The sequence below is a fragment of the Phytoactinopolyspora limicola genome (assembly GCF_011320225.1).
Classification (GTDB): domain Bacteria; phylum Actinomycetota; class Actinomycetes; order Jiangellales; family Jiangellaceae; genus Phytoactinopolyspora; species Phytoactinopolyspora limicola.
Window position 1 is genome coordinate 1025104 of record NZ_JAAOEN010000001.1, and the last position, 23360, is coordinate 1048463.

The 23360-nt window shown below is 66.6% G+C and carries 16 protein-coding genes and 1 pseudogene; 5 read left to right on the forward strand and 12 right to left on the reverse strand.

Going from position 1 to position 23360, the window contains the following annotated elements:
* Positions 1 to 153 precede the first annotated feature (153 nt).
* From G8760_RS05050 to G8760_RS05065, 5 genes and pseudogenes are all read right to left on the reverse strand, one after another.
* Positions 154 to 1302 carry a Wadjet anti-phage system protein JetD domain-containing protein gene (locus G8760_RS05050; RefSeq protein ID WP_166347413.1) on the reverse strand — a complete coding sequence of 383 codons (1149 nt, stop codon included), beginning with the start codon at positions 1300 to 1302 and terminating at the stop codon, positions 154 to 156.
* Positions 1299 to 4694, reverse strand: coding sequence for an ATP-binding protein (locus G8760_RS05055; RefSeq protein WP_166347416.1), 3396 nt, complete (start codon positions 4692 to 4694; stop codon positions 1299 to 1301). The genes G8760_RS05050 and G8760_RS05055 overlap by 4 nt, the downstream gene beginning before the upstream one ends.
* On the reverse strand, positions 4687 to 4947 hold the full coding sequence (locus G8760_RS30180; protein ID WP_246222437.1) for a DUF4194 domain-containing protein: 261 nt from the start codon (positions 4945 to 4947) through the stop codon (positions 4687 to 4689). Before G8760_RS30180 ends, G8760_RS05055 begins: the two co-directional genes overlap by 8 nt.
* 100 nt (positions 4948 to 5047) lie before the next feature.
* Positions 5048 to 5278: pseudogene (locus G8760_RS30760) on the reverse strand (DUF4194 domain-containing protein); the annotation flags it as partial.
* Positions 5275 to 6702 (reverse strand): DUF3375 domain-containing protein, encoded by a 1428-nt coding sequence (locus tag G8760_RS05065; protein ID WP_166347419.1) that lies wholly within the window; start codon positions 6700 to 6702, stop codon positions 5275 to 5277. The pseudogene G8760_RS30760 and the gene G8760_RS05065, both read right to left, overlap by 4 nt.
* Before the next feature lie 136 nt (positions 6703 to 6838).
* Here G8760_RS05065 and G8760_RS05070 point away from each other — a divergent pair, with 136 nt between their 5' ends.
* Positions 6839 to 7759, forward strand: coding sequence for a zinc-binding dehydrogenase (locus G8760_RS05070; protein WP_207782027.1), 921 nt, complete (start codon positions 6839 to 6841; stop codon positions 7757 to 7759).
* 44 nt (positions 7760 to 7803) lie between these two features.
* Here the strand turns inward: G8760_RS05070 and G8760_RS05075 are convergent, their stop codons facing one another.
* Positions 7804 to 8760, reverse strand: coding sequence for a DMT family transporter (locus G8760_RS05075; RefSeq protein WP_166347422.1), 957 nt, complete (start codon positions 8758 to 8760; stop codon positions 7804 to 7806).
* Between G8760_RS05075 and G8760_RS05080 the strand changes: the two genes are divergently transcribed.
* Positions 8759 to 10177, forward strand: coding sequence for an aminotransferase-like domain-containing protein (locus tag G8760_RS05080; protein ID WP_166347425.1), 1419 nt, complete (start codon positions 8759 to 8761; stop codon positions 10175 to 10177). The genes G8760_RS05075 and G8760_RS05080 overlap by 2 nt on opposite strands.
* 112 nt (positions 10178 to 10289) lie before the next feature.
* Here G8760_RS05080 and G8760_RS05085 read toward each other — a convergent pair whose 3' ends face one another.
* The 5 genes from G8760_RS05085 to G8760_RS05105 are packed head-to-tail and all read right to left on the reverse strand — an operon-like array spanning position 10290 to position 15794.
* Entirely contained in the window at positions 10290 to 11495 is a 1206-nt protein-coding gene (locus G8760_RS05085; protein WP_166347428.1) for an amidohydrolase, read from the reverse strand.
* A gap of 46 nt (positions 11496 to 11541) precedes the next feature.
* Positions 11542 to 13119 (reverse strand): ABC transporter permease, encoded by a 1578-nt coding sequence (locus G8760_RS05090; protein ID WP_166347431.1) that lies wholly within the window; start codon positions 13117 to 13119, stop codon positions 11542 to 11544.
* A 24-nt stretch (positions 13120 to 13143) separates the two neighbouring features.
* Positions 13144 to 13941 carry an ABC transporter ATP-binding protein gene (locus G8760_RS05095; RefSeq protein ID WP_166347434.1) on the reverse strand — a complete coding sequence of 266 codons (798 nt, stop codon included), beginning with the start codon at positions 13939 to 13941 and terminating at the stop codon, positions 13144 to 13146.
* On the reverse strand, positions 13938 to 14975 hold the full coding sequence (locus G8760_RS05100; protein WP_166347437.1) for an ABC transporter substrate-binding protein: 1038 nt from the start codon (positions 14973 to 14975) through the stop codon (positions 13938 to 13940). The genes G8760_RS05095 and G8760_RS05100 overlap by 4 nt, the downstream gene beginning before the upstream one ends.
* A 48-nt stretch (positions 14976 to 15023) precedes the next feature.
* On the reverse strand, positions 15024 to 15794 hold the full coding sequence (locus G8760_RS05105) for a FadR/GntR family transcriptional regulator (protein ID WP_166347440.1): 771 nt from the start codon (positions 15792 to 15794) through the stop codon (positions 15024 to 15026).
* A 107-nt stretch (positions 15795 to 15901) separates the two neighbouring features.
* Here G8760_RS05105 and G8760_RS05110 point away from each other — a divergent pair, with 107 nt between their 5' ends.
* Genes G8760_RS05110 through G8760_RS05120 form a run of 3 tightly spaced genes read left to right on the forward strand, consistent with a single transcriptional unit; the run spans position 15902 to position 17729 of the window.
* Complete coding sequence (locus tag G8760_RS05110; RefSeq protein WP_166347443.1) at positions 15902 to 16660, forward strand: nucleoside phosphorylase; 759 nt, start codon at positions 15902 to 15904, stop codon at positions 16658 to 16660.
* Positions 16654 to 16920, forward strand: coding sequence for a hypothetical protein (locus G8760_RS05115; RefSeq protein ID WP_166347445.1), 267 nt, complete (start codon positions 16654 to 16656; stop codon positions 16918 to 16920). Before G8760_RS05110 ends, G8760_RS05115 begins: the two co-directional genes overlap by 7 nt.
* The gene (locus G8760_RS05120) at positions 16917 to 17729 is read left to right on the forward strand and encodes a purine-nucleoside phosphorylase (protein WP_207782028.1); all 813 of its coding nucleotides are present in this window, start codon (positions 16917 to 16919) and stop codon (positions 17727 to 17729) included. Before G8760_RS05115 ends, G8760_RS05120 begins: the two co-directional genes overlap by 4 nt.
* A 75-nt stretch (positions 17730 to 17804) precedes the next feature.
* On the opposite strand, the gene G8760_RS05125 is transcribed toward G8760_RS05120, so the two are convergent.
* Positions 17805 to 23264, reverse strand: coding sequence for an ATP-binding protein (locus G8760_RS05125; protein WP_425502275.1), 5460 nt, complete (start codon positions 23262 to 23264; stop codon positions 17805 to 17807).
* Positions 23265 to 23360 lie beyond the last annotated feature (96 nt).

The following is a 23360-nucleotide window of genomic DNA, read 5'->3' on the forward strand; positions in this document are numbered from 1 at the left end:
CGAGCGTCGTGAGCCGCCGGTGGACGGCGGCCCAGGCCCAGGCAACGAGCCCAAATCCGGGTAAAAGAGTGATCGACGGCGACGGCGAGGGGAACGGCATTCGGGTCACTCCGGTGTAGCGGCGGGTTGACGAGCGGCGGGCCTCGGTTGGCATCAAGCACCACCCGCCGGCATGTGGTCGCTGGCCCAAACCCAATCGATCCGCTCCTGTTCAAGGCGGATCCGTTCGCCGTATCGGTCGCTCACGAGATCGGCATAGAGATCGGCCTCATCGGGGGTGAGATGCTCAAGTTGGGCTGCCGTAGGGGAATGCTCGGTGACCCAGCGGTCGCGATGGGCGAGGAGCGTCTCGCGGTCCATGAGGAACGATCGAGCGTGGGGGAGCCATGCTCGCAGCTGGTTCAGGATCGCGAAGCCGTGAGTGTCGAGATCGCCCCAGTAGAACACCTCGGCACTGCTCAGCCAGCGCAGGGCGCCGATTCGATGGACGTCGAACCCCTTACCCCAGAGCACGACCCCGTCGGCTGGCACCGGCATCGTCAGGTAGGTGACCTCGTTCTCGATCACGACCGCCGTGCCGACCTTCAGGTCCAGTTCCGGGAGTTCGTCCACCCGGGCGGAGAGCTCGCTCAGCGGCGGATATAGCCCCAGGGAGGGAGCTGTCCGAAGCCGAACGAACTCTGGTTTGGCGCGTAACCCCAGGGAGGCGAGAAATCCGTTCGCGCTGCCGGGGATGCCGAGGAACGACGCAAGCAGCGTCCGATGCCGTTCCACGAACTTGGTGTCGACCCCCGGTGCACTGATCTCACGGAGGTAGACCCCGGAGCCGCGGGCCGAGTCGAGCCACTTGTATGCGCTCAGCAAGCCGGGCCACTCGTCGGCCAGAGCGATTGCCTTGAGCGGGTGGGCGAGCACCCACTCCCGAACCTTCGATCCGTCCACGAGGGCGAGGACTTCCTCGAACCGCCGCACCTCGTCGGCGACCCCAAGCAGCGACCATGTTTGCTGATACGACGAGACGATGGCCCGGCTGGGGATCATGTTTCGACCGATCAGGCGCCCGCCCACGGCCGTGTAGTTGAGCGAGAACCTGTTGTTGCGACGCCCGGCCTCGAGATCGGCCACCCATGCCTGAACCGCGCCAAGGGCGTCGCCGATCTCGGACGGCTTCGGCCCGCGCAGCGGCACCTCGATGCGCGGGAACTCCTCACCCGCGGCGTAAGCCCGCAAGACGCTGCCGTCAGACCAGCGCCGCTGAACGCGGGTGCGGATGTCCGCAGGTGTGGTCCAGGGGCGATTCACGCCAAACGTCCTGCCTGAAGGTTGTGGTACTCCTCGATCGTTAAGGTCTGCAGCCGGGAGTAGTTTCCCTCCGGATTGTCGACGAACCCGATCGCGTGGACGTATGGGGCGATCACGTGCACCTTCTGCAGTGGTGTCACGATCAGGAGCTGTAGGCCGAGTTTCGCGAACAGGTCCAGCGCGTACCGGGTGGATACGTCCGATCCCCGTCCGAAGGCCTCATCGATGACGGCGAACCGGAAGTCACGGGAGCGTTCGGCGCCCCACTCCAGTCCGAACTGGTAGGCAAGCGACGCGGCCAAGATGGTGTAGGCGAGCTTCTCCTTCTGGCCGCCAGACTTCCCGTCGGAATCCCGGTAGTGCTCCCATTCCTCGTCGGTTTCTCGGTCTCGTTCGGACGCCGAGAACGTGAACCAGTTGCGGACGTCGGTCACCCGCCGGGTCCACGCCTTGTCCGCATCGGTGTGCCCGTCGCGGCCCTGGAACCGTTCGATGATGCGCTGGACGTCGAGGAAGCGTTGCTCGGAGTAGTGGTCGTCATCCGGCGATACCGCGTCGTCGGTGGCTGCCCGGAGGTCGGCCCGGAACTGCTGCACCTCCTGGTTGACGGTGCGTTCGGCTTCCAGCGTGACGTAGCGCCCAGGGTTGTAGTCGATCGCGCCCAGCGCCTCGTTGATGACGTCGACCCTGGTGTGGATCTCGTCCGACTGGCGGCGCAGCCAACTGTTGAAGCCCGCGAGCTCGCGGATGGTGTTGGTGTTGAGCTGACGCTTGAACTCCGTCTCGAAGCGCGGCAGGTCGTCATTGGCCACGCGGTCATGGAAGGCCGCGAACTCGGTCCTCGATTCGACGCTGACGTCGAACTCCGTGGTCTCTTGGGGCCAACGGCGCCGGACCTCACCCATGTATTGGAGCAGACGTTGGGACGCTCCGCTGAGTTCGGCGTTGATCCGTTTGATCGATGCGTCCAACTCGTCGGTGACCCGGTTGGCGACCGGTTGACAGTCAACGGCCCGGCCCGGGACATCACTGCCGAGCCGGTCGTTCAACTGGTCGTATGAAGCCCGGGCGGCCTCGACCTGTTCCGGCGGCGTGGCGGCAACGAACGTCTCCTCGGCCTCCACGGCCGTGGTGTCACGCTGGATCTGGTCTTCCAGCTTCGCGATCTCGCGGTTGACGGATCGGAGTTTGTCGTCGACGTCGGACGCACTGTGGGTGTTGTCCGTGAGTTGCCGCTCGATCTCGGCTAGTGCGGACGAACCAGCGACGAGTCGTTGTCGTTCTTTGTCAGCGGCGTTGGCGCGATGTTCGGCTTCGGCCCAGTCCAGTTCCGTCCACGAGCTGTATGCGTTCAGCCCGCTCAGCGCCGCCAGGGTGTCGGTAGCTGCTCGGCCCTCCTGCTTGAGCCGCTCCAGCTTGTCGTCAAGGTGCAGCAGTGCCTGTTGCTGTTCTACGAGTTGGCTGGTCAGCGCCTCGACCTTGCGCTCGTTGGCCCAGCCGAGTACCCAGGCGCGGGCGTCGTCGAGACGGCGGCGATCGTCCTTCTCGTGTCGGTCGCCGGACCTGATCTGGCCTTCCCGGGTGACCGCCCGGCGCTCGTGTCGGAACTCCTCAATGGTGTCGACGCAACGGTAGTCGGCCCGATGCACGAGCTGACTACGTAGGTAGTCATGGAACGGACCGTCCGCAACGTCGATGGTGTCGGCGAGCCGCAGCGCGTCACCAGGCGCCGATTGCAGGGGGACGCTGCGGTCTGGGACGCGCTCATAGACCAGCCGGCTACCTGCGATGCTGCCGTCGCTACGGCGATGGGTCAGGCGGTTCTGGTTCACCCATTGGGCGACGTCGGCGTAGTAGCGCTGGGGCACGAGAAGGGACATCGCGAATCCGCGGAGCACCCGTTCTGCCGCGCCGCGCCATTCCGAGAATTCTTCGGTGACGTCAAGGAGTTCTCCGGCGAACGGAAGCTGAGACTCGTCGAGCTGGAGCTCGTCGCAGAGCTTCTCCCTGATCGTGAGCAGGCTGCTCGGGAGATTGCTCTTCCGAGATGCCAGGCTCGTCAACTCGGCACGGGTTTCCTCGCCCCGGCGCCGGAGATCGCCACGGTCCCCGAGCAGCGTCGCCCGTTGGGCTTCTACGGTGTCATGCTCGGCTTCGAGCCGCGACTGCCGTTCCCGCACCTGAGCGGTCAGCGAGGCGAACCCTTCGGCATCGGTGACGGGGTCCAATCCGGCGGCTGCGACCCGGGTGTCGAAAGTGCCGCGGCGTCCGCGGCGCTCGGCGGCCTGTTCCCGCGCCGCCGCTGCGGTGCGCTCCAGCTCGGCGACTCGATCGCCGCCAGCCTGGGCTCGGGCTTCGATCAAGGCTTCGCGATCTGACGTCAAGGTCCGGCGCTGTTGCTCGAGGCGTCGGAGCTCATGGCTTTGCCGGCTGAGCTCTGTATCGGTGGCCTCGATCTCCCCGCGCAGCAACCGGATCCGGAGTTCGGCGAAGTACAGCCGTACCGCGTCTCGCTGGTGCTCCGTGTCGGTCCGGCGAGCCAGCGTCTCGTCGTACTTCTTGCTGGTCGCGACCAATGGGCTCAGTGCTTCGAGTTGCTCGCGAGCGCGTTTCACGGCGGCGTGCGCCTTGGTGAGATCCTCGAAGTGCGTGACGATCGCTTTGATCCGGTCGGCGGAGTCCGCGGGTTCGAGCATGTGGTTGCGGACGAACTCGTTGAGATTGCCCACGGACTTCATGGAGACCGTCTGGTGGAGCAACTCCATCGCCTGCTCCGACCTGATGCCGAGAAGGCGGCGGACCGTCCGCCCATAAGCAGGAAAGTCTTTGTGAACCTCGGCTCCCGAGGCTCGGAGACGGCGACGTAGATCGTTGAGGTCTGCCCCGAAGTCGGTGAAGTCGTCTTCGATCGAAAGGGCCTTGGTTGAGGTGACGAAGAATCGGTGCGGCTGACCGACCTTCTCCTTCTGGTGGAACACCTGTGCGAGGGTGACGGTTTCGTCGAAACCTTCGTTGACGAACGTTCCGAGGATCACCGAGTATGCCCGATGGTCACGTAGCCCGACGGCCCGTGACGCCCCGGTCACCTCCATCCGCTCGGACTTGTAATGGCCCTCGACATAACTCCGGAGAGTCCGCTCGCGGGCGTCGGCGCCGGCCGCTTTGTTGTAGGCGATCCGGTGAGACGGCAGCAGCAGAGTGGTCACGGCGTCGACCAGGGTGGACTTGCCGCTGCCGATGTCGCCAGTCAGCAGGGCTGTGTCGCCCCCCGGGGTGAGCCGCCAGACTCGTTTGTCGAAGGTGCCCCAGTTGAAGACCTCCAGGTGGCTCAGCCGATATCCGGCGCGACCGGGGCTCTTGAGGTCGAGCGACGAGAACAGTCCGTCAGCCATGGCCGTCTCCGACCATGGATCCGGCGTACTCCTCGAGTTTGCCGGCGAAGTCGGACAGGGTTTGCGCGTCGACGTAGGCCTTGAGGATGCGGCGTACTTCCCAATGGTCGGTCTGGCCTCGTAGCTGACGGAGGAAGTCGAGTTCGACGGCTTTGCGGATCGTGGTGTCGACTTGGTCGATGACCCGCGCCTCGTTCGTGGTGTCGGCGAGAAAGAGCCGAAGCATGTCGACGATCTGGTCGCGGGTGACCACAAGTTTGGTCTCTCCCCCTGCCGACTCGAACTCGACCAGACGTTTTGCGCAGCAACACGAGGAGGAGGCTGACGTTGTAGGTCAGGCTGCGGCGCCGTACCAGCCGCGGTAGGGGCTCCTCCCCGTCGGCCTCTTCATGGGACTGGAGGTAGGCGAATCCCTCGGTGTCATTGACGACGACATCGACCCCGATGGTGGAGAAGTGGTCGCGGATGGCAGCACCTTGGCGCTCGAGCGAACTCCAAGTGTCTTCGTCGGTCTCGCGGTAGACGACTCCGCGCATGAGGCGGATGATCGCCGTGGCGACAGCGTGCTCCTCGGGTGTCCTCATTGGCGGGTGACCGTCACCTTCGGTAGGCGTGCTCGTCGGAGGTTGTCGCCCTCGGTGTAGTCGAGGACGGTCTCGTCATCCTCGTCGAGGGCGACGTCGATGTCGTCATCGGTGAGCGCGAGGTAGCCAACGATTTCGGCCGCGCCCTGCTCGATGGGGTGCATCTCGACGATGTCGCTCAACAAGGCCGAACCCCGCCGAGGGATCGTCGCGCGGATCTGGTCGGCCAACCTGCCCTGATCGATGAACGACTGAGCCAGCAGCGCCGAAGTATCCACCTCTTGTTCGGCGTCAGGATCGAGGAGGCTCTGGACGTGGGTGGCAGGCCGGGCGTCGTAGAGCGGACGCTCGAAGGGCAACGCGATGGCCACACCCGGCTCATCGACCTCGAGCCCAACTGACGGCGGAGAATTGCGCACGGCCAACGCGTTGGCTTCGACCGCTCGCACCAGGTCGAGGACCCGGCGGTTCTCCAGCCAGACCTGGTCGTCGAGGAACCGGCGCAATTGCTCCGAGATCTGCCGGACCGTTTGCTGGGTTCGCTCCGCAGCCTCGGCCCAGTCATGGTGGATGGTGCGTAACCGCCGATCCGCCTCGACTTCGTCGAGGGACCCGATGCGCCGCAGGAGCTCGGACAACTCGTCTTGCCGTGCCTCCGAGAGCAGCAGGTCGTAGAAGGCCTGGAAGCTGCGTCCCTGGTCCGATCCGTCGATGTCCGAGCGGCTCCCCACGAGCGCCGCGAGTAGGTCGCCCTTGCCACCCTCCCAGGCGGCGATATGTTCCCGGGCGGCGCGATCGAGCGACCGGAAGTTCTCCTCGACCTCACGGAAGTCGGACAGCAGCTCACGCGCCGTGCTCGCGAACTGCTGGTAGCGATCTCGAAGCGCGGTGGCGTCGAGGACGTCGATCTGGCCGGCCTCCACCTGTGCGATCTCGCGGTCGATCTCGTCCCGGCGCCGACGAAGCTCGGCCAGCCTGGCTTCCGGATCGGTTTCGGTGCCATGCACCATCTGGCGGAGCAACTCGACGATTGTTTGCAGGCGGGACTCGGTGCCGACGAATGGCCGGATCTGGAGGCCCAACACCCAGGAATAGGCCTTCTCGAAGGCGGGTGTGGCGTCGTAATGGATCTCATCCGAGCCCAGCGGGTAGAACCGGCGGAGCCAGCCCGCCCCCGCCGCTGCCCAATCCTCTAGATAGTCGCCCGCCGGTTTCGGGAATCGGGGTGTGTCCGGCTCGGTGGCGTTGAGCGTGAACAGTTCGTCCTCGAGCGCCGTGGTCAACGCACTAGCGGAGGTAGCACCGTTGTTTTCGTCCACGAAGTACCGGCCCAGGAAGGCCAACACGAGCGGTGCGTGGTCGCGGCGCAGCAGCCGCCACGCCGGATGCCGTTCGCGTAGGACGTTGATTGCCTCGTAGTCCATGGTGCCCTTCTCCGTCCGCGGTTAAGCCAGCCTAACGAGCACGTCTGACAGCCACGCAAGCCGTAGGGACGGATCAGGGAATGGCTCGCTGAACGCTGCTGTTGGTGATCAACAATCGAAGAAGGGGAAAGCTGATATGCATGCTCTAGTAGTAGATCCGGCTGCGCCAGGATCCGTCCGGCTCACGGAGATCCCTGAGCCAGTTGCGGACGGCGACGACGTGTTGGTCGAGGTATGGCATGCCGCGTTGAACTACGGTGACCTCAACGACGCCCGGTCCGGGCGGGTGCCGCCAGGCGCGGTGCTTGGTTCGGACCTCGCCGGGGTGGTGTTGCGGTCCGGGCCGTCCGGGCCAGCGCCGGGCACCAAGGTCGTGGCGTTGGCGAGGGGAGCGTTCGCCGAGCAGGTGGTGGTCGACGTGGGCTCGCTGGCCGAGGTTCCGGCCTCGGTTGACCTTGCGCAGGCCGCGGCGCTGCCGGTAGCCGGTGTCGCGGCGCTGCGGGCGCTGCGAGCAGGCGGCGCCGTGTTGGGCAGGCGGGTCTTGATCACCGGCGCGTCGGGTGGTGTCGGTCGGTTCGCCGTACGTCTCGCCTCGATTGCCGGAGCGTACGTGATCGCCTCGGTCGGGCGGCCTGAGCGTGGTGCCGGGTTGACCGAGCTAGGGGCTGACGAGGTTGTGGTCGGCCTCGACGATATCGACGCACCCGTCGACGTGGTGCTCGACAGTGTGGGCGGCGCACAGCTGGTCGCGGCATGGCAGCTGCTGGCGCCAGGGGGCAGCCTTCAGAGCATCGGATGGACATCGGGCGAGCCGGCCGTGTTCCCGCCGTACTCCACGATCGGTCCACCGAAGTCGCTGACGTCATTCATCAACGACGGCCTCTTCGGCGACGAGCTGGCCGACCTCGTGCGCCTCGTCGAATCTGGCGCGCTCCCGGTGGAACTCGGCTGGCGAGGGTCGCTGAAACGGTTCGCCGATGCGGCCGAGGCGCTGCGTGGTCGGCGAGTCAACGGCAAGGCCGTTCTCGACGTGGTGGACAACCAGCCCACCCCCTGACGTCCTGCCGCACACACGGCGGGCCGGCGTGGGTGGTGTTGTGTTCAACGGCGCTGGTCTACCCGCGCCGCGGTGGGTAGCGACCCGAGTCTCGTCCGGACGGCGATGCCGGCGCAGGCGATCACCGCGAATCCGCCGAGAACCGTGGCCCAGGTGAGCTGTTCGTGCAGGAACAGCGCCGCCCAGCAGATACTCATCACCGGTTGAGTCAGCTGGACCTGGCTGACCTGCGCCATCGGACCGATCGCGAGGCCGCGGTACCAGGCGAAGAAGCCGAGGAACATACTCACCATGCCGAGATACGCGAACGCCGCCCATTCGGTGACGGTTCCAGTAGGGGGTTGGTGGGTCATGGAGATGGCCGTGAGGGTGATCATCAACGGCGCGCCGAGCACGAGCGCCCAGGACACGGTCTGCCAGGCACCCAGCTCACGGGCGAGCAGCCCACCTTCGGCGTAGCCGATCGCGGCCGCGACGACAGCGCCGAACAGCAACAGGTCGGACCAGTGCAGGCCGCTGAGTCCGCCGTTCTGAGCCGCGGCGAAGACGACAGCACAGGCCGCGCCGCCACCCGCCATGATCCAGAACGAGATCGGGGGCCGCTCGTGTCCGCGAAGTACGGCCATGACGGCGGTCGCCGCCGGCAGGACGGCGATGACGACGGCGCCGTGGCTGGCCGGGGCGGTGGTCAGCGCGAACGACGTCAGCATGGGAAAGCCGATCACCACACCACCGGTGACAGCGGCCAGCCTGATCCACTGCGTCCGGTTGGGGCGGTGCTGCCGGGTGATGGCCAGCGCCGCACCCGCGAGTACCGCCGCGATGACCGCTCGACCGGAGGCGACGAACAGTGCCGACATCCCGCCGTCGTCGACGGCGAAGCGGGTGAACGGCACGGTAAAGGAGAACGCCGCCACGCCGAGCAGACCCCACGATAGACCCGCCCGAGACGCGGATAGCACCGGCGGCTCAGTACGAGTAGCGCTACTCTCTATTCTCATGAACGAGGATAGCAGTTCAAGGATCGTCGCCGGTCTACGTGAGTGGATCGCCGCGGCACCTCCCGGCGCGAGGCTGCCGTCCACCCGGGCCATGGTCGCGCACTACCGGGCCAGCCCGGTCACCGTGCAGAAGGCGCTGCGGACCCTGGTCTCGCAGGGCATCGTGGAGAGCCGCCCCGGGGTGGGAACATTCACCCGGGCGATCCGGGTGGCCCGCCCGAACAACTACGCATGGCAGACGGCTGCGCTGGGTTCTCCGCACCGCCGCGTTCCCCATCTGTCCGGCGCGTTGCGCACCACCCCACCCGATGCCATCGCGCTGCACTCGGGTTACCCGGACCGGGACTTGCTTCCCCAGCGGCTAGTCCGCTCCGCATTCAGCCGCGCCGCCCGCAGCGACGCGCCGGTCAACGTGCCGCCGGCGGCGGGTCTGCCCGAGTTGCGGGCATGGTTCGCGGCTGAGCTCGGTGCGTACGCGCCGGTTGGTGTCGCACCGCCCGCCGCCAGCGATGCGATCGTCCTTCCGGGCAGCCAGAGTGGCCTGAGCACCGCGTTCCGCGCGCTTGTTGGTGCTGGCCAGCCATTGTTGATGGAGTCTCCGAGCTACTGGGGTGCGATTCTCGCGGCGGCCCAGGCGGGTGTCCAGGTGGTCCCGGTCCCCAGCGATACTCACGGCCCCGATCCGGACGAACTGGCCCGCGCCTTCGAGCAGACCGGAGCACGAGCGTTCTACGCACAACCGAACTTCGCCAATCCCACCGGTGCTCAGTGGCCACCCGACGTGGTCGACCGGGTGCTCGACCTCGTACGAACACACGGATCGTTCTTGATCGAGGACGACTGGGCGCATGACTTCGGCATCACCACCGAGCCGGTACCGGTGGCCGCCCGCGACGACGGCGGACATGTCGTGTACGTGCGGTCGTTGACCAAGAGTGTGTCTCCCGCGGTCCGGGTCGCGGGGATCGTCGCCCGTGGGCCGGCCCACGAACGTATCCTCACCGACGCACAGACCCAATCGTTGTACGTGAGCGGGATGCTGCAGGTCACCGCCTTCGAGGTGGTCTCACAACCGGCCTGGCGGACCCACCTGCGGCAGCTCCGGCAACAGCTCGCCGCCCGTCGGGACCTTCTGGCCGACGCCGTTCGGGAACACGTTCCCAGCGCACACATAGAAGCCGTACCCCGAGGTGGGCTGAATCTGTGGGTGCGGCTGCCGGACACGACCGATCTGCCATCGCTGGTCCGGGATTGTGAAGCCGCCGGAGTGGTGATCGCGGCCGGCGACGAGTGGTTCCCGGCCGAACCTACTGGCCCGTACCTGCGGCTGAACTACTCCGGCCCGAACCCGGGCGCCTTTCCCGAGGGGGTCCAGATCATTGGCCAGATGCTTTCACGGCAGGGGCTGGAACCGTGACGGCAAGTCGGCGGCAGTGGAAGCCGGGCCGTTCGACCACCGAGGTCGTCACGGATATGCCCGGGTAGGCCCGCTCTTCATCGTGCCGGAACAGCCGACGGTCCGTAGCGGCTCAGACCACGACGCGACCCTCCCGCGCAACAACGTTCCCTGCCTTGAGGACGAGACGGTCCCGAGGCGGACAGACAACGATCTCGCCGAGGGCGTCGCCGGGAAGTACGACGAGGTCGGCGGGGTCGCCGACACGTAGCCGGTTCTCCGGGCGGCCGAAGGTCTCCCGTCCCAGCGTGTGGATCATATCGAGGGTGAACTCGAGGTCTGCGTCCCGCCGGAAATAGGACTTGTAGGCGAGAAACGTCGCGCGGGAAAGCATGTCGCCGTCGCCCCATGGCGACCACTGGCTGCGAGAAGAGTCCGAGCCGAGACACATCCGGACACCAGTGGCATGCAGCGTCAGGACGTCCGGGACGGGCAGGAGGCCGTGTACGCCGACAGCCACCGCGACCCCGGCCTCTGCGAGCACTTCACCGGCCCGCCGGGTGGCGTCGGCGTCGAGGTAGGCGAGGCTGAAGACGTCGCACAGGGTGACCCGGCCCTGCATGCCGAATGCGATGGTGCGCTGAGCGATCTGTTTCATCAGCCACAGCCCGAGTTCGCCGTCTTCGTGCATGTGGAAGTCGACCGTGGCCTGGTATTTGCCGGCGAGACCGAAGACGATGTCCAGTACTCGGCCAGCGTCACCGTCGACGCCGGCCGGGTCCAGCCCACCGATGCCGTCGGCTCCGGCCTGAAGAGCCTGTTCGAGCAGATCTTCGTTGCCGGGGCGGCGTAGTAACCCAAGCTGAGGAAAGGCGACGATCTGGATGTCGGCGGCATCCGCGAGTTCTTCCCTGGCTGCCATAGTGCCGTGCAGGCCGTCCAGTCCGATCGCGGGGTCGACGTCGGCAAAGGTGCGGATGAAGGTCGAGCCGTTCGCCACACATTGGCGCATGAAGGCACCTGCTCTGATGGCCACGGGCGTGGTGATCTCCTCCCATTGCCGGAGCGTGTCCTCGAACATCTGATTCATCGATACCTCGACCGAGTCACGACGAGACCACGGCTCTCCCCACAGGCTCTTGTCGGCGTGGCAGTGCCCGTCGATGAAGCTGGGTAGCACGATCTGGCCGCCGACGTCGATCGTCTGGCCGTTGTCGACGCCGGGGTGGGCGTTGTTGTCGCTGTCGACCACGGCGTGGATGCGACCGTCGGCGATGTGGAGGTCGTGGCGACTTTCGCTGCCGTTCGGCCGGCAGTTGAGCAAGGTGACGTTCGTCATGGTGGTCCAATCTGGCTGGGTGGCGAAACAGGCGCCCGGCCCGGGGTCAGGACAATCGTTTGAGGGCTTGCTGTTCGAGTTGGGCCGCTATGTGGTAGGCGATCAACGAGGTGAAGAGAACGACGACGACGCCAGCCCAGACGAAGTTGTAGTCCGAAACTGTGGCGGCAACAGTCATGGCAGCGCCCAGGCCCTGCCCGGTGGCAAGCCATTCGGCCACCATGGCGGCACCGATCGACAACGGCAAGGCGATCTTCACTGAGGCGAGCAGCGCTGGAAGGCTGTACGGCAGGTACAGCTTGCGCAGTCTCATCAGCCGTCCGGCACCCGCGGCGGCGAATACGTCGGTGGCGCTCTGGGGTACTGACCGCATCGCGAGCAGCAGGTTCACCAGCGTGGGGAAGAACGTCATGATGGTGACGAGAACGGTGATGGCCAGCAGTCCACGGCCGAAGACGATCGCCAGCAGGGGCATGGCGGCGACGATCGGCACGGAGCGCAACGCGATCGATACCGGCATGAGGATCCGTTCGATGAAGACCCACTGAAACGCGAGAACGGCGGCCAACACTGCCGCGACCAGCCCGATTCCGAATCCGATACTGGCGTCGAAGATGGTCCGGCCCAGGTTCGACAGCAGGTGGTCGAGGGCGCTGCCCTCGGTGGCGTCGGCGGCTGTGATGAGCTGGGTGGATTCGGAGGTGAGGTACGGCAGTACGTCGCCGGGCCCGCGGGCGACGTACTCGCCACCGGGTATGAGTTGTACCGCTACCCACCACATGACGAGCACTCCAACCGCGGTAGTGACGAGGGCGGCGCCGAGCCGGACCGGCACCAGGTGCCAGCCACGGTTCGCAGTGTGATCGGCACGTGCTCCCAGCACGGTGAGCGGCACTCGCGACCACGGCAGCAGCAGCCGAGCCAGCAGCGGGATCCCGGCGTAGGCGGCGGCGGCGATGACGGTCGTGACGATGGCCAGCCCCCAGACACGAGGAACGTCGAAGGTTCCCTGAGCTTGGATCATCGCCACGCCTAATCCCTGGGTGCCGCCCATGTACTCGCCGATGATCGCACCCAGGATGGCGCTGGGCGCGGCGATCTGAAGGCCGGCGACGAGTTGTGGAATCGCCGCCGGGATACGGACCTTGCGGATCGCCGTCCACTGCGAACCGCCGGCGGCAAGGGCGATCTCTACAGACGCTCGATCGACCGACCGAAGACCCAGGATCGCGGCGACGGTGGTGGGAAAGATGACGGCCTGAGCGGCCAGAATCACCCCAGGTGTGTTGCCTTGGAAGGCGATCGCCAGGACCGGCGCCACCGCGATCAGGGGCAGTGCCACCGCCCCGACGGCAACGCGTTCGACGAGTGCCTGCAGCCGTCGGAACGGCATCGTCATGACGACGAGTCCGATCGCGATGGCGTTGCCCCACACAAAGCCTTGTGCGGCGGTGGACACGGTTATGGCCGCATTGCTGGGGTAGAGGTCGAGGTCATCACGCATCGTGGTCGCCACGGTGACCGGTGAGGGCAGCACGGCGGAGAATTGGTCGAGGGTCGAGAGGAACCACCAGGCGCTGAGCAGGAACGCGAACGATGCCAGGGGTAGGACGATCCTGTTCATGAGTCCACTTCGCCGTCTCAAGGCTCAGCCTTCCGTACTGCCGGTGAAGAGCACCTCACTCAGCCGATCGCACAGGGCATGGAAGTGAGGGTCCTTTAACACCGCTGGGGTGCGGGGGCGGGGCAGGTCGACGGTGATGACGTCCTGCACGCGTCCGGGCCGCGGGGTCATGGCGACGATCGTGTCGGACAGCAGCACGGCCTCCGGGATGCTGTGAGTGACGAGGATGGTCGTGGTCCCGCGCTCGGACCAGATCCGCTGCAGCTCGAAGTTGAGCCGGTGCCGGGTGAGATCGTCCAGCGCGCCGAAGGGCTCGTCGAGGAGAAGTAACTCCGGCTCGACGACCAGCGCGCGTGCCAGGGCGGCCCGCTGCTTCATCCCGCCGGAGAGCTGCCCCGGGCGGGAACGTTCGAATCCGGCCAGGCCCACGAGGTCGATCAGCTGGCTGACTTTGCTCCGGTCAGTGTGGCCGGCGACTTCCAGCGGCAGCCTGACGTTGCCTTCCACTGTGCGCCACGGCAGCAAGGCCGAGTCCTGGAAAGCCACGCCGGTGCCGTGCCGGCGGCGCAGTTCTCGTGGGGACGCGCCATGCACCACGGCGCTACCGCTCGTTGGGATCTCCAGATCGGCGAGAATGCGCAGGACCGTCGACTTGCCACACCCGGATGGGCCGACGATGCTCATGAACTCGCCGCGCTTGGAGACGTGTGAGAAGTCGGAGACGGCGTCGACCGTGCGTCGCCCCTCGGTGACGAAGGCCTTGCTGATCGACTCCAGGCGGACGCCGTCGATACCCGTGAGCGGGGCGGCGGCCGTGCTCATCCGAGTACCTCGTTGCTGAACATAGACTCGTCAGCCCGCACCCCGATGAAATCGAGACTGGTGATGGTCTCCTGAATCAGCTCGTCGCTCATCCAGAATTGCGGGTGGTCGTCACCAGCGTCGCGCTCGATGAACGGCCGCACCGCTTCGAGGGACATGGTCTGTTCGTCCACGTCCAAGCCGAGATCCGCCCCGTATTCCTCGACGGTGATCCGGGCGGCGCCGGCGGGATCCCGGAGCGCGGCTTGCCAGCCCTCCTGGGACGCCTTGAGGAAGGACCTGACGGTGCCGCTCTTGGCCTCGTCCGCGAGGGTCTCCTCCGTCACGAAGAGCACGTTTTGCATTCGGTTGAACCCGAAGTCGGCCAGGGGCATGACGGCGGTCTCGTGGCCGCGCAGCTGGAGCGAGACAGGCTGGTTGGAGGCCAGGCCCCACAGCGCGTCGATCTCCCCGGCGACGAGGGGTGCGGGGTCGAACTGGATAGGGACCAGCTCGACCTTGGCGGGGTCGACGCCGTTCTCACGCATGAAGACGAGGGCGGTGTTCTTGCCGGCCAACGTGATCCCGAGCCGCTTGCCCTCGATGTCCGTGGGTTCCAGGATGGGGTCGGATGCCAGTGAGACCCAGCATTCCGGACTCCGCTGGAACATCGCTCCGACGATCTTGAGGTTGCTGCCCGAGCCGATCGCGTTGGCGACGTTCTCGGGGATCGCCTCGATACCGATTAGTGCTTGATTCGACGAGATCAGCGGAATGACGGACGAGTTAGGACCGCCGGGGAGAAAGTTGGGCTCTACGCCGGATTCGGTATAGAGGCCATGGTCGGCCGCCACGAAGAACCCGGCGTACTCGACGTTCGGGATCCATGCCAGCTTGATGTCCAGCCGTTCATCGCCGCCTTCTTCTGCCCCCGATCCGCATGCCGAGAGAAGAGGGATGCCGGTGGCGGCACTAGCAGCCAGGACGCCCGCGGCGGACGTCTGGCGAAGGAACAGCCTGCGTGACACGGGACGTGTCAATGTCTCAGCACTCATGTCCTTCCAATCTCTCGATGTGCCCCTTGGCCCAGCGCGGGCCAGTGTCTACCGGCCGGAGGGAGCGGTGATGTTGTCCTGGAAGAGCTTTTTGATGACGGCGGTGCTGGTGTTCGCGGCGAAGTCGGCGATTTCGGCCATCATCCGATCGATGTGCCGGATCATGAGCCGCTCCGCGGTGGATGCGTCGCGGGCGTTGATGGCGTCGGCGATCGCGTGGTGCTCCACATCGGAGGCTCCGAGCGTGCCGGCGTGGGTCCCGACGAGGAAAAGTAGGTGTTCGAGGCGCTCGTGACGGGAGTCGAACGCGACTTCGGTCAAGGCCAGCAGCTGTTGGTTGTGAGTGATGCTGCCGATGTAGGAGTGGAATTCGATGCGTTCATGCCACAGCTCCGGTGTGCGCAAATCTGGCTCTGAGGCGCCTAAGGTGCGCAGGTGGGCCAGCTCCGCTGGGGTAGCCCGTTCCGCGGCGGCACGCACTGTCTCCCGCTCCAGTCCGCGGCGTGCCGCGAGAAGATCGAGCAACTCGCTCGGGCCGTTGATGTCGAGCGCCTTGTGGAGTTGGGCATTGCGCTGAGCGTCTGCTCGTAGCGAGTCTGCCAGTCGGCGCCCGGATGTGGTGAGCTCGCGGCCCTTCTTCCCGACGACCCGGCTGAGCTCCCGGGAGTCCAGGTCGCTGAGGGCCCGGCTGACGGTCGACTCACTGAGCGCGAACCCTTTGTTGCTCAGGTCACGCCAGATCGTACGCGCGCCGACCGGACCATGGTGTTTGGCCATCTCGCCAAGCACGACGTTGATCAGAGATTCGCTTTCACGCATTGATTCCACCTCGGGGACGTGACCGTTGCCATGAAGGTACGAGTCGTCTACGGTATCTGTCAATAGTGACAGACGAACGTCATTTGTGACTGACAAGAGGAGATCGAGTGGCCGCAACGGGCAGACAGCATCACATCCACCTTGCTCAGGAACACGCGGCGCGCTATGCGTTGCTGCCTAGCGATCCGGCGCACAGCCAGATGATCGCCGCCCACCTCAAGAACGCCGAATTGGTAGCTCAAAACCGCGAGTTCGAGTCGTGGCGGGGGTACTTAGCTGGAGAACCAGTGTTGGTCACCTCGACCGGTGTTGGCGGCCCGTCGACCGCCCTGGCCGTGGAGGAACTCCGAGCCGTAGGAGTGGACACATTCGTACGGTTGGGCGTCTCGCTGACGCTCCAGCCGTTCGTCCGGACCGGAGACCTGGCGCTCGCCGTCGGTGCTATCCGTGACGAGGGCACCACCAGGCAGTATCTGCCTGTCGAGTATCCGGCGGTTGCCGCACCTGACGTCACCGATGCGTTGCGATCCGCTGCCGCGGCCCTGGGGGCAACACACCACGTCGGCGTCGTCCACACCAAGGACTCCTATTACGGCGAGGTGGAGCCCGACCGTATGCCCATGGCAGCCGAGCTCCGGTCGCGGCTGGAGATGTGGGCCACGGCTGGTGTCCTGTGCTCGGAGATGGAGATGGCGGCCGTACTCACCGTCGCCCGGGCGCTGGGTGCCAACGCGGGTGGTGTCGTCATGATGTGGGGTGAGGACGTGGACCCGGCCCGGCCACCCTCGTTGTCGACCCTTCACCGTACCGGCGTCGGAGCTGTCGAGCTGCTCATCGAGCACGCCGCGCGGCTCGCCTCATGCTGACTGAAGCCGTCGGGTGGGCCGGGTCGATCCTGCTCCTGATATCCATCATGCAGGTGCGCCCATTGCGCTTTCGGGTGTCCAATCTGGGCGCTGCGGCGCTCCTGCTGGCTTACACGGTGACCCGCGCCGTGTGGCCTATGGCGCTGCTCAACGCCGCGCTGGTGGTCGTCAACATCTTCTTTCTCGTTCGTTTGCTGAAACGGCGGGCGGCCAGCGAGCTGCCGTCCGCCCAGAAGCACCCCCAGGATGGAGCCGTATGACAATGACCGATCGGATGGCCCGAGACGCCGCGAGCATGATTGGCAACGACAGTGGAGTCGCCGCGCACGACGTCGCCATCGTGATGGGATCGGGCTGGTCCCGTGCGGCCGAGGCGCTTGGCCACATGCGTTGTGAGTTCCGGCCTACCGAACTGCCGGGGTTCGTCGCGCCCGCCGTAGCAGGGCATGCGGGCCGGATTCGCTCGATCAGCTTCGGGGACACCGATGTCCTGGCCTTCCTCGGCCGCACCCACCTCTATGAGAACCACGGCGTCGGGGCGGTTGTGCATAGCGTCCGAGTAGCTGCGGCCGCGGGCTGCCGCGCGATCGTGTTGACCAACGGATGTGGCAGCCTCAACCCGGACTGGCCCCCTGGGACCCCTGTCCTGATTCGTGACCACATCAATCTGACAGGGACCTCGCCACTGGTCGGCGCGGACTTCGTCGATCTGACCGATCTCTATTCGGCGGAGCTTCGTGAGCTGTGCCGCAACGAGCTGGGTGGTGTACCGGAGGGCGTGTACGCACAGTTGCCGGGGCCGCACTACGAGACCCCGGCCGAGATCACCATGCTGCGCCGGATGGGTGCAGATCTGGTGGGGATGTCAACCGCGCTGGAGGCCATTGCCGCTCGGGCGGCTGGCATGAGTGTGGTGGGGATCTCGCTGGTCACTAATGCCGCTGCCGGCATGGGGACAGGCGCTCTCGACCATCAAGAGGTCATCGATGCCGGTCAGAGCGCGGCCGGCCGGCTAGGCGAGTTCTTGACGTCCATCGTGCCGTGTGTCGCCACGTCCGGTCGATCGTGACCGCTGTGGGGCGCACGGCGGATAGCTCAGGCGACAACGCTTGGTCATGCATGTCCCATCTGCATTGGAGATGCATTATCGCCCTGAGGACCGGGAGAGGCCGCGCTCCACGGCCGCGATGATCCGCGGGCGCAGTTCAGTTGGTGGGATGATCGCGTCGACCGACCCCACCTGCTGAGCCCGTTGGATGGAGTGCACACCGTCGAACTCGGTGGCCACCTCACCCAGCTTCTCCGCGCGCACCGACGCCCGGGTCTCCGCCAGTTCGGTGACGAGGGCGGCACGTGCGGAACCATCGGACTCGGCGATCCGGTCTTCCAGCTCGACGACGCGCGGGTCGCGTGCGGTCCGCGCGTTCACCTCGGCAGCGAACACCACGGCCGCAGCGGGAGCACCGCCCAGCACCGACGCGTACGATCCCTCGACCGCCAAGACGGTCATGTTCGGGTTGAGCGCCTTGGAGAACACCACGAACGCGCCGCCGTGGTATCGCGAGATCACGCAGAACACGATGGGGCCGCGGAAGTTGACGATGGCCCGGCCGATCTCGGCGCCGTACTCCAGTTGCAGCTTGCGCATCGACTCCGGTGAGCCGTCGAACCCCGAGAGGTTGGCCAGCACCACCAGCGGCCGGTTCCCACTCGCCGCGTTGATCGCCCGGGCGGCCTTCTTCGACGACCGCGGGAACAACGTCCCGGCGGTGTACGCATCCGGGCCATCGGTGGGCGGGAAACCGTGCCTGGGCACCGACTGCGACTCGATGCCGAGTAGACACACCGGCCGTCCACCGAGATGTGCGTCCTGCACGACGGCGGTTTCGGCATCGGCCATACCGGCCCACCGCTCCACCACCGGATGATCCTGGTCCGCCAGCGCCCGCATCACGGTACGGATGTCGAAAGGCTTCTTCCGGTCCGGGTTGGATTCCGGAGAGAAGATCTGGCCCACCGTGGTGAAGTCGCTACCAGCCGCCGGGTGCGGGTAGTCCGAGACATCCCGGTCTATCGGATCAATCGTGGTGGTCCGGCGTGGGCCCGCCTCACCAGGCACGACGTAGCTGTGGTCGTAGTGCGCCAGCAGCACGCCGTGTGCTGCGCGGAGATCCGGCGCCCAGTACTGTGCCTGCCCGTTGGGGCCCATCACTCGGTCGTAGCCGCCGATGCCGAAGTTGTCCTCGGCGGACACCCCGCCGGAGAAGTCCAGCGACTGTTTGCCCGTCAGCACCATCGCCGAGTCCGGGGTCATCACCAGGATGCCCTTGGTGTGCATGAGCATCGTGGCTTCGGCGTTCCAATACGGCTGCGCGCCGACGTTGATACCGGCGACGATGATGTTGATCTCGCCGCCGGCCTGGGTGAAATGGACGATGCGCCGCAGTGCTGCCGCGATCCAGTCCATGTTCTCGGTGCCGGAGTCCATGGCGATACGAGCCCCTGCTGACAGCGCATACCACTCCACCGGCACCCGCAGCCGCTCGGCGAGATCGAGTGCCGCGACGACTCGGGCGCACTCCGGCTCGGACAACGCACCCAGCGCCTTCGTCGGGTCGCCGAGCAGCACCACCCGGGTCATCCCCTCGGGATACCGGTCGGTTGGTGTGGTTGCGACGCCCGCGACGATCCCCGCCTTGTTAAGGCCCTTGGGCCGGTCGACGGGGACCAGCGCGCCGGCGTCGTCGAGATCGTGTTCGGTGAACGACCCGCCCGGTCCCGCGATCATGTCGGTCAGCTCGTACGGGTAGACCGTGCCGCGGCGCCGCGCCCGCAGTACCTTCTGGCCGTAGTCGTCGAGTGGTTGGATCGGTTCGGACGGTGGCTCGGTGACATCCAGCCGGACACCCGCCCCCACGTCGTAGGAGATCCGGACCGCGATGGGGTGCAGCCGGCCGGTGGACGGGTCGCGCTGGCGGCCGAGGAAGACCACCTCCTCCAGGCCGGCCCCGGCCGTGGTGGGGACGACACGTTCGGCGATGGCGCGGAGGTCATCGGGCAAGAGATCACTCGGCGGCCATACGTAGAGGAAGATCCGGTTGGTGTCCAGCCGTTTGTTGGCGGGACGTTGAGACTGAACCTTGCGGATCGCGTCGAGACAAGCGTCGAGCGCACCTTCCACCGCCGGCAACGCGTGGATGTTGCCTTCGGTATCGCGCAACGGAGTTAGATCGCGCACCTGTGCCATCGCGACGAGGCGTTCGTCAGCCGGGTTCGTCGGCGCTACACACCGCAACAGATAGACGTCTTCATCAGCGGACGGCAACCGGGTCAGGTCGAAGTGCCGTAGTCGGTGCAGTTGCAGCCGTTGCCCGATCATCGGGTGCAGACCGCGGATCAGGCGATCTTCACTGGGGGGCTCCGCTGCCGACAGCCGGAACGTGAAGTGATGGTGCAGCACAGCGCCACTACTTCCAGCCACCGTCACGGTCACCCGGCGTACGCTCGCGGGCAGAGAAGCGGCGGACAGCGCCTGGTGCAGCTCCGCCGCCATGACGTCGGCGTCGGTGGGTTGACCGGCCCAGGTCAGGTAGAGGTCGGCGACAAGAACGGCCGAATCGGGCTCGGCCGACGCGGCGTTGGCCACCGTCATCAGGGCGGCGCCCAGTTCGGTGCCGTCGGCCACCGTGGCGAGCAGCCGCCGCGGTTGATCATCGAGCTCGTAGCTCGCGGTGACGAACGGTCGTCCATTGATCGGCTCGCAGCGCACGCGGGACAGGCCGTGTTCGCGGTAGTACCGGCGGCTCATGACCTCGAGCAGCGGACCGACGTCCGCGTCGGGGCGCCCGATCCGCTGGCCGAGCAGCCGGACCAGCGGCTCCGGGCTGGCCACCATGTCGGCGATCCGCTGGCCGCGGTCGGGGGCATCAGGATGCCGGTCGAGGTAACTCAGATGGCGGCGGACCCCCGTGTAGACCTCCGCGCGGGTCCGGCGGAGCAGCGGCTGGGCGAACCAGCGGAACACCAGGATGCGGGCGAGATCGCCGATCACCGGGAAACGTAGCTGGGTGGCGACCACCAGACGTTCCAGCGTCTGTCCGACGGTCTGTTGCATCTCGCCGTCCGGGGGTGCCTCGGTGAGCCACTGCTGCAGCAGGGCGGTGATGACCACAGCGTCAGCGCCGGCGCGTTGCTGAGCGAGGAAGATCCGGAACACCGCCTCTTCCAAGGCAGGTGTGCGGTCGAGGCCGTCGACCCCGTAATGGCCCAGAACCCGGGTAAGGCGTCCTTGGAAGGTGTCGGACAACCCGGCCCGGTCGGCGTCGAGGCTCTGCAGATACGTGTGGAAGTGTTCACGAGGGCTGCGGACCCGTGTCTCGGCCTTCGTCTCCTCGCCCTCCGGCTTGTTCCGGCTGAGCTCGGACAGGTCGGCGAAGACCTCCAGCAGATCGACCTCGGCCGGTAGTGGCCGATGCTTGAGTTCGGCCCGGGCGGCCAGATAACCCTCGAGGGTCTGGCCGTCGTCGTGTGGATCGATGTCGAAGCCAAGCACCATGCTGCGCAGATCTGCGAGCGCTCGTTGGGCGCGGTGTTCGGCGGAGAGCCCGTTCGGCTCGGTCGGGAGGTCCAGGTCCACGGCGGCGGTACCAGGTGTTTCGCCGGCGTCGGTGTCGGCCAGCGGTTCCAGCCGGAGTAACGGCGTGCCGGTTCCGACCTGGCTGCCGACCGAGACTGGGCATTCGCGTACCACGCCGTGAAACGGTGCCCGCAGCACCGTTTCCATCTTCATGCTCTCCAGCACCAGTATCGGCGCGCCGGCTTCGATCTCGGCCCCGGGCGCCACCGGGGTAGCGACGACCAGCGCGGGTACCGGTGAGCGCACGACGCCACCCTCGTCCCGGCTGATCCGGTGGGTGACGCCGTCGACCTCGACGAGGTGGAACGGTCCGTGGGTGCCGGTGACGAGCCGGAACCGGTGCCCGTTGACGTGCAGCTGGCCGGTGTACTCGCTGAACCGTTCCAGCGTCGCGTCGATGGAACGGACGCCGGCACCACCGACGAATCCGACTCGGTAACGACTAGGGCCGATCTCTGCCACGGTCAGCCGATAGGTGGCGCCCCGTAGTTTGAGGTCGATCGGCCGGCCGCTTTCGTGCTGTACCTGCGGGCGCCCGCCATGTGCCGTGGCCAGGAGCCGTTGCAACTCGACCTGCTTCTCATCCTGGTACGCCTCGATGGCCGCGGCAGCTAGGGCAACCCCCGAATGCTGCTGAGACACCAGCCGGCCCTCCGCCCGGGCGCGGTCGATCCAACCGGTGTCGGCGCTCCCGTCGATCACTTCCGGCTCGTCGAGCAGATCGAGGACGAAGCTCTTGTTCGTGGTGCCGCCTTCGATGACGACGGTCGTCTCTCGCATCGCCCGGCGCAGCCGGGACAGTGCCTCGGCCCGGGTACGTCCGTACGCGATGATCTTGGCGATCATCGAGTCGAAGTCGGCGGGGATTTCGTCACCCTCGCTGACTCCGGTATCGACCCGGATGCCTGGCCCCGCGGGGAAGTCGAGCAACGCGATCCGGCCCGGAGCAGGCGCGAAGTCGCGGTCCGGATCCTCGGCGTTGAGCCGCGCTTCGACCGCGTGCCCGAGTTCCGTCGGCTGGGCGCCGGTGAGCGTTCCGCCGCCGGCGACGTGCAGCTGGGCTTTTACCAGGTCCATGCTGGTGGTGGCCTCGGTGATGGGGTGTTCGACCTGAAGCCGGGTGTTCACCTCGAGGAACGCGAAGAGTTGGTCTTTCGGGTGGTAGAGGAATTCGACCGTCCCGGCTCCGCGATAGCCGACGGCCAGCGCCAGCCGCTCAGCGGCCGTCTTCAGCTCATCCGCCTGCTCCGAACTGAGGACGGGCGACGCCGACTCTTCGATGATCTTCTGATTGCGACGCTGCACCGAGCAGTCACGGACACCCAGAGCCCAGGCGGTGCCCTGGCCGTCGGCGATCACCTGGACCTCGACGTGCCGGGCGCCGGTCACGAGGCGTTCCAGGAACACCACGCCGCTCCCGAAGGCGCGCTCGGCCTCCAGACTGGTGCGCTCGTATGCGTCGGTGAGTTCGTCCGGGCCGGTGACGACCCGGATGCCGCGGCCACCGCCTCCAGCGGTGGCTTTGAGCATCAAGGGGTAGCCGATCCGTTCGGCGGCACTCAGCGCAGCGTCGAGGTCCTCCACCGGACCGCGGCTCCACGGCGCGACCGGGACACCGACCTCCTCGGCGAGCAACTTCGCGCCGATCTTGTCGCCCAGCTTGCGCATGGCGTCGGGGTCCGGTCCGATGAACGTCACGCCCAGTTTCTGGCACAGCTCGGCGAACGCCGGATCTTCGGCGACGAATCCCCAGCCCACCCACGCGGCGTCGGCGCGGGTCTCGACCAACGCGCGCTCTAATACGGCGAGGTCGAGGTAGGGCCGCGCGGCCGCGGGGCCCAAATGGTAGGCGAGATCCGCCTCCCGCACGAACGTCGCCGTAGCGTCGGCGTCGGTATAGAGGGCCACGGTCTCGATCCGTGACCCGCCCTCCGCATTGAGTTCACCGACGGCGTGGATGAGCCGCATCGCGGCCTCTCCCCGGTTGACGATCGCGACACGACTGAACACGAAAAGAGCCTCACAGGTTGACGACGCACCGACACGGCACGTTAGCGCCGTGTC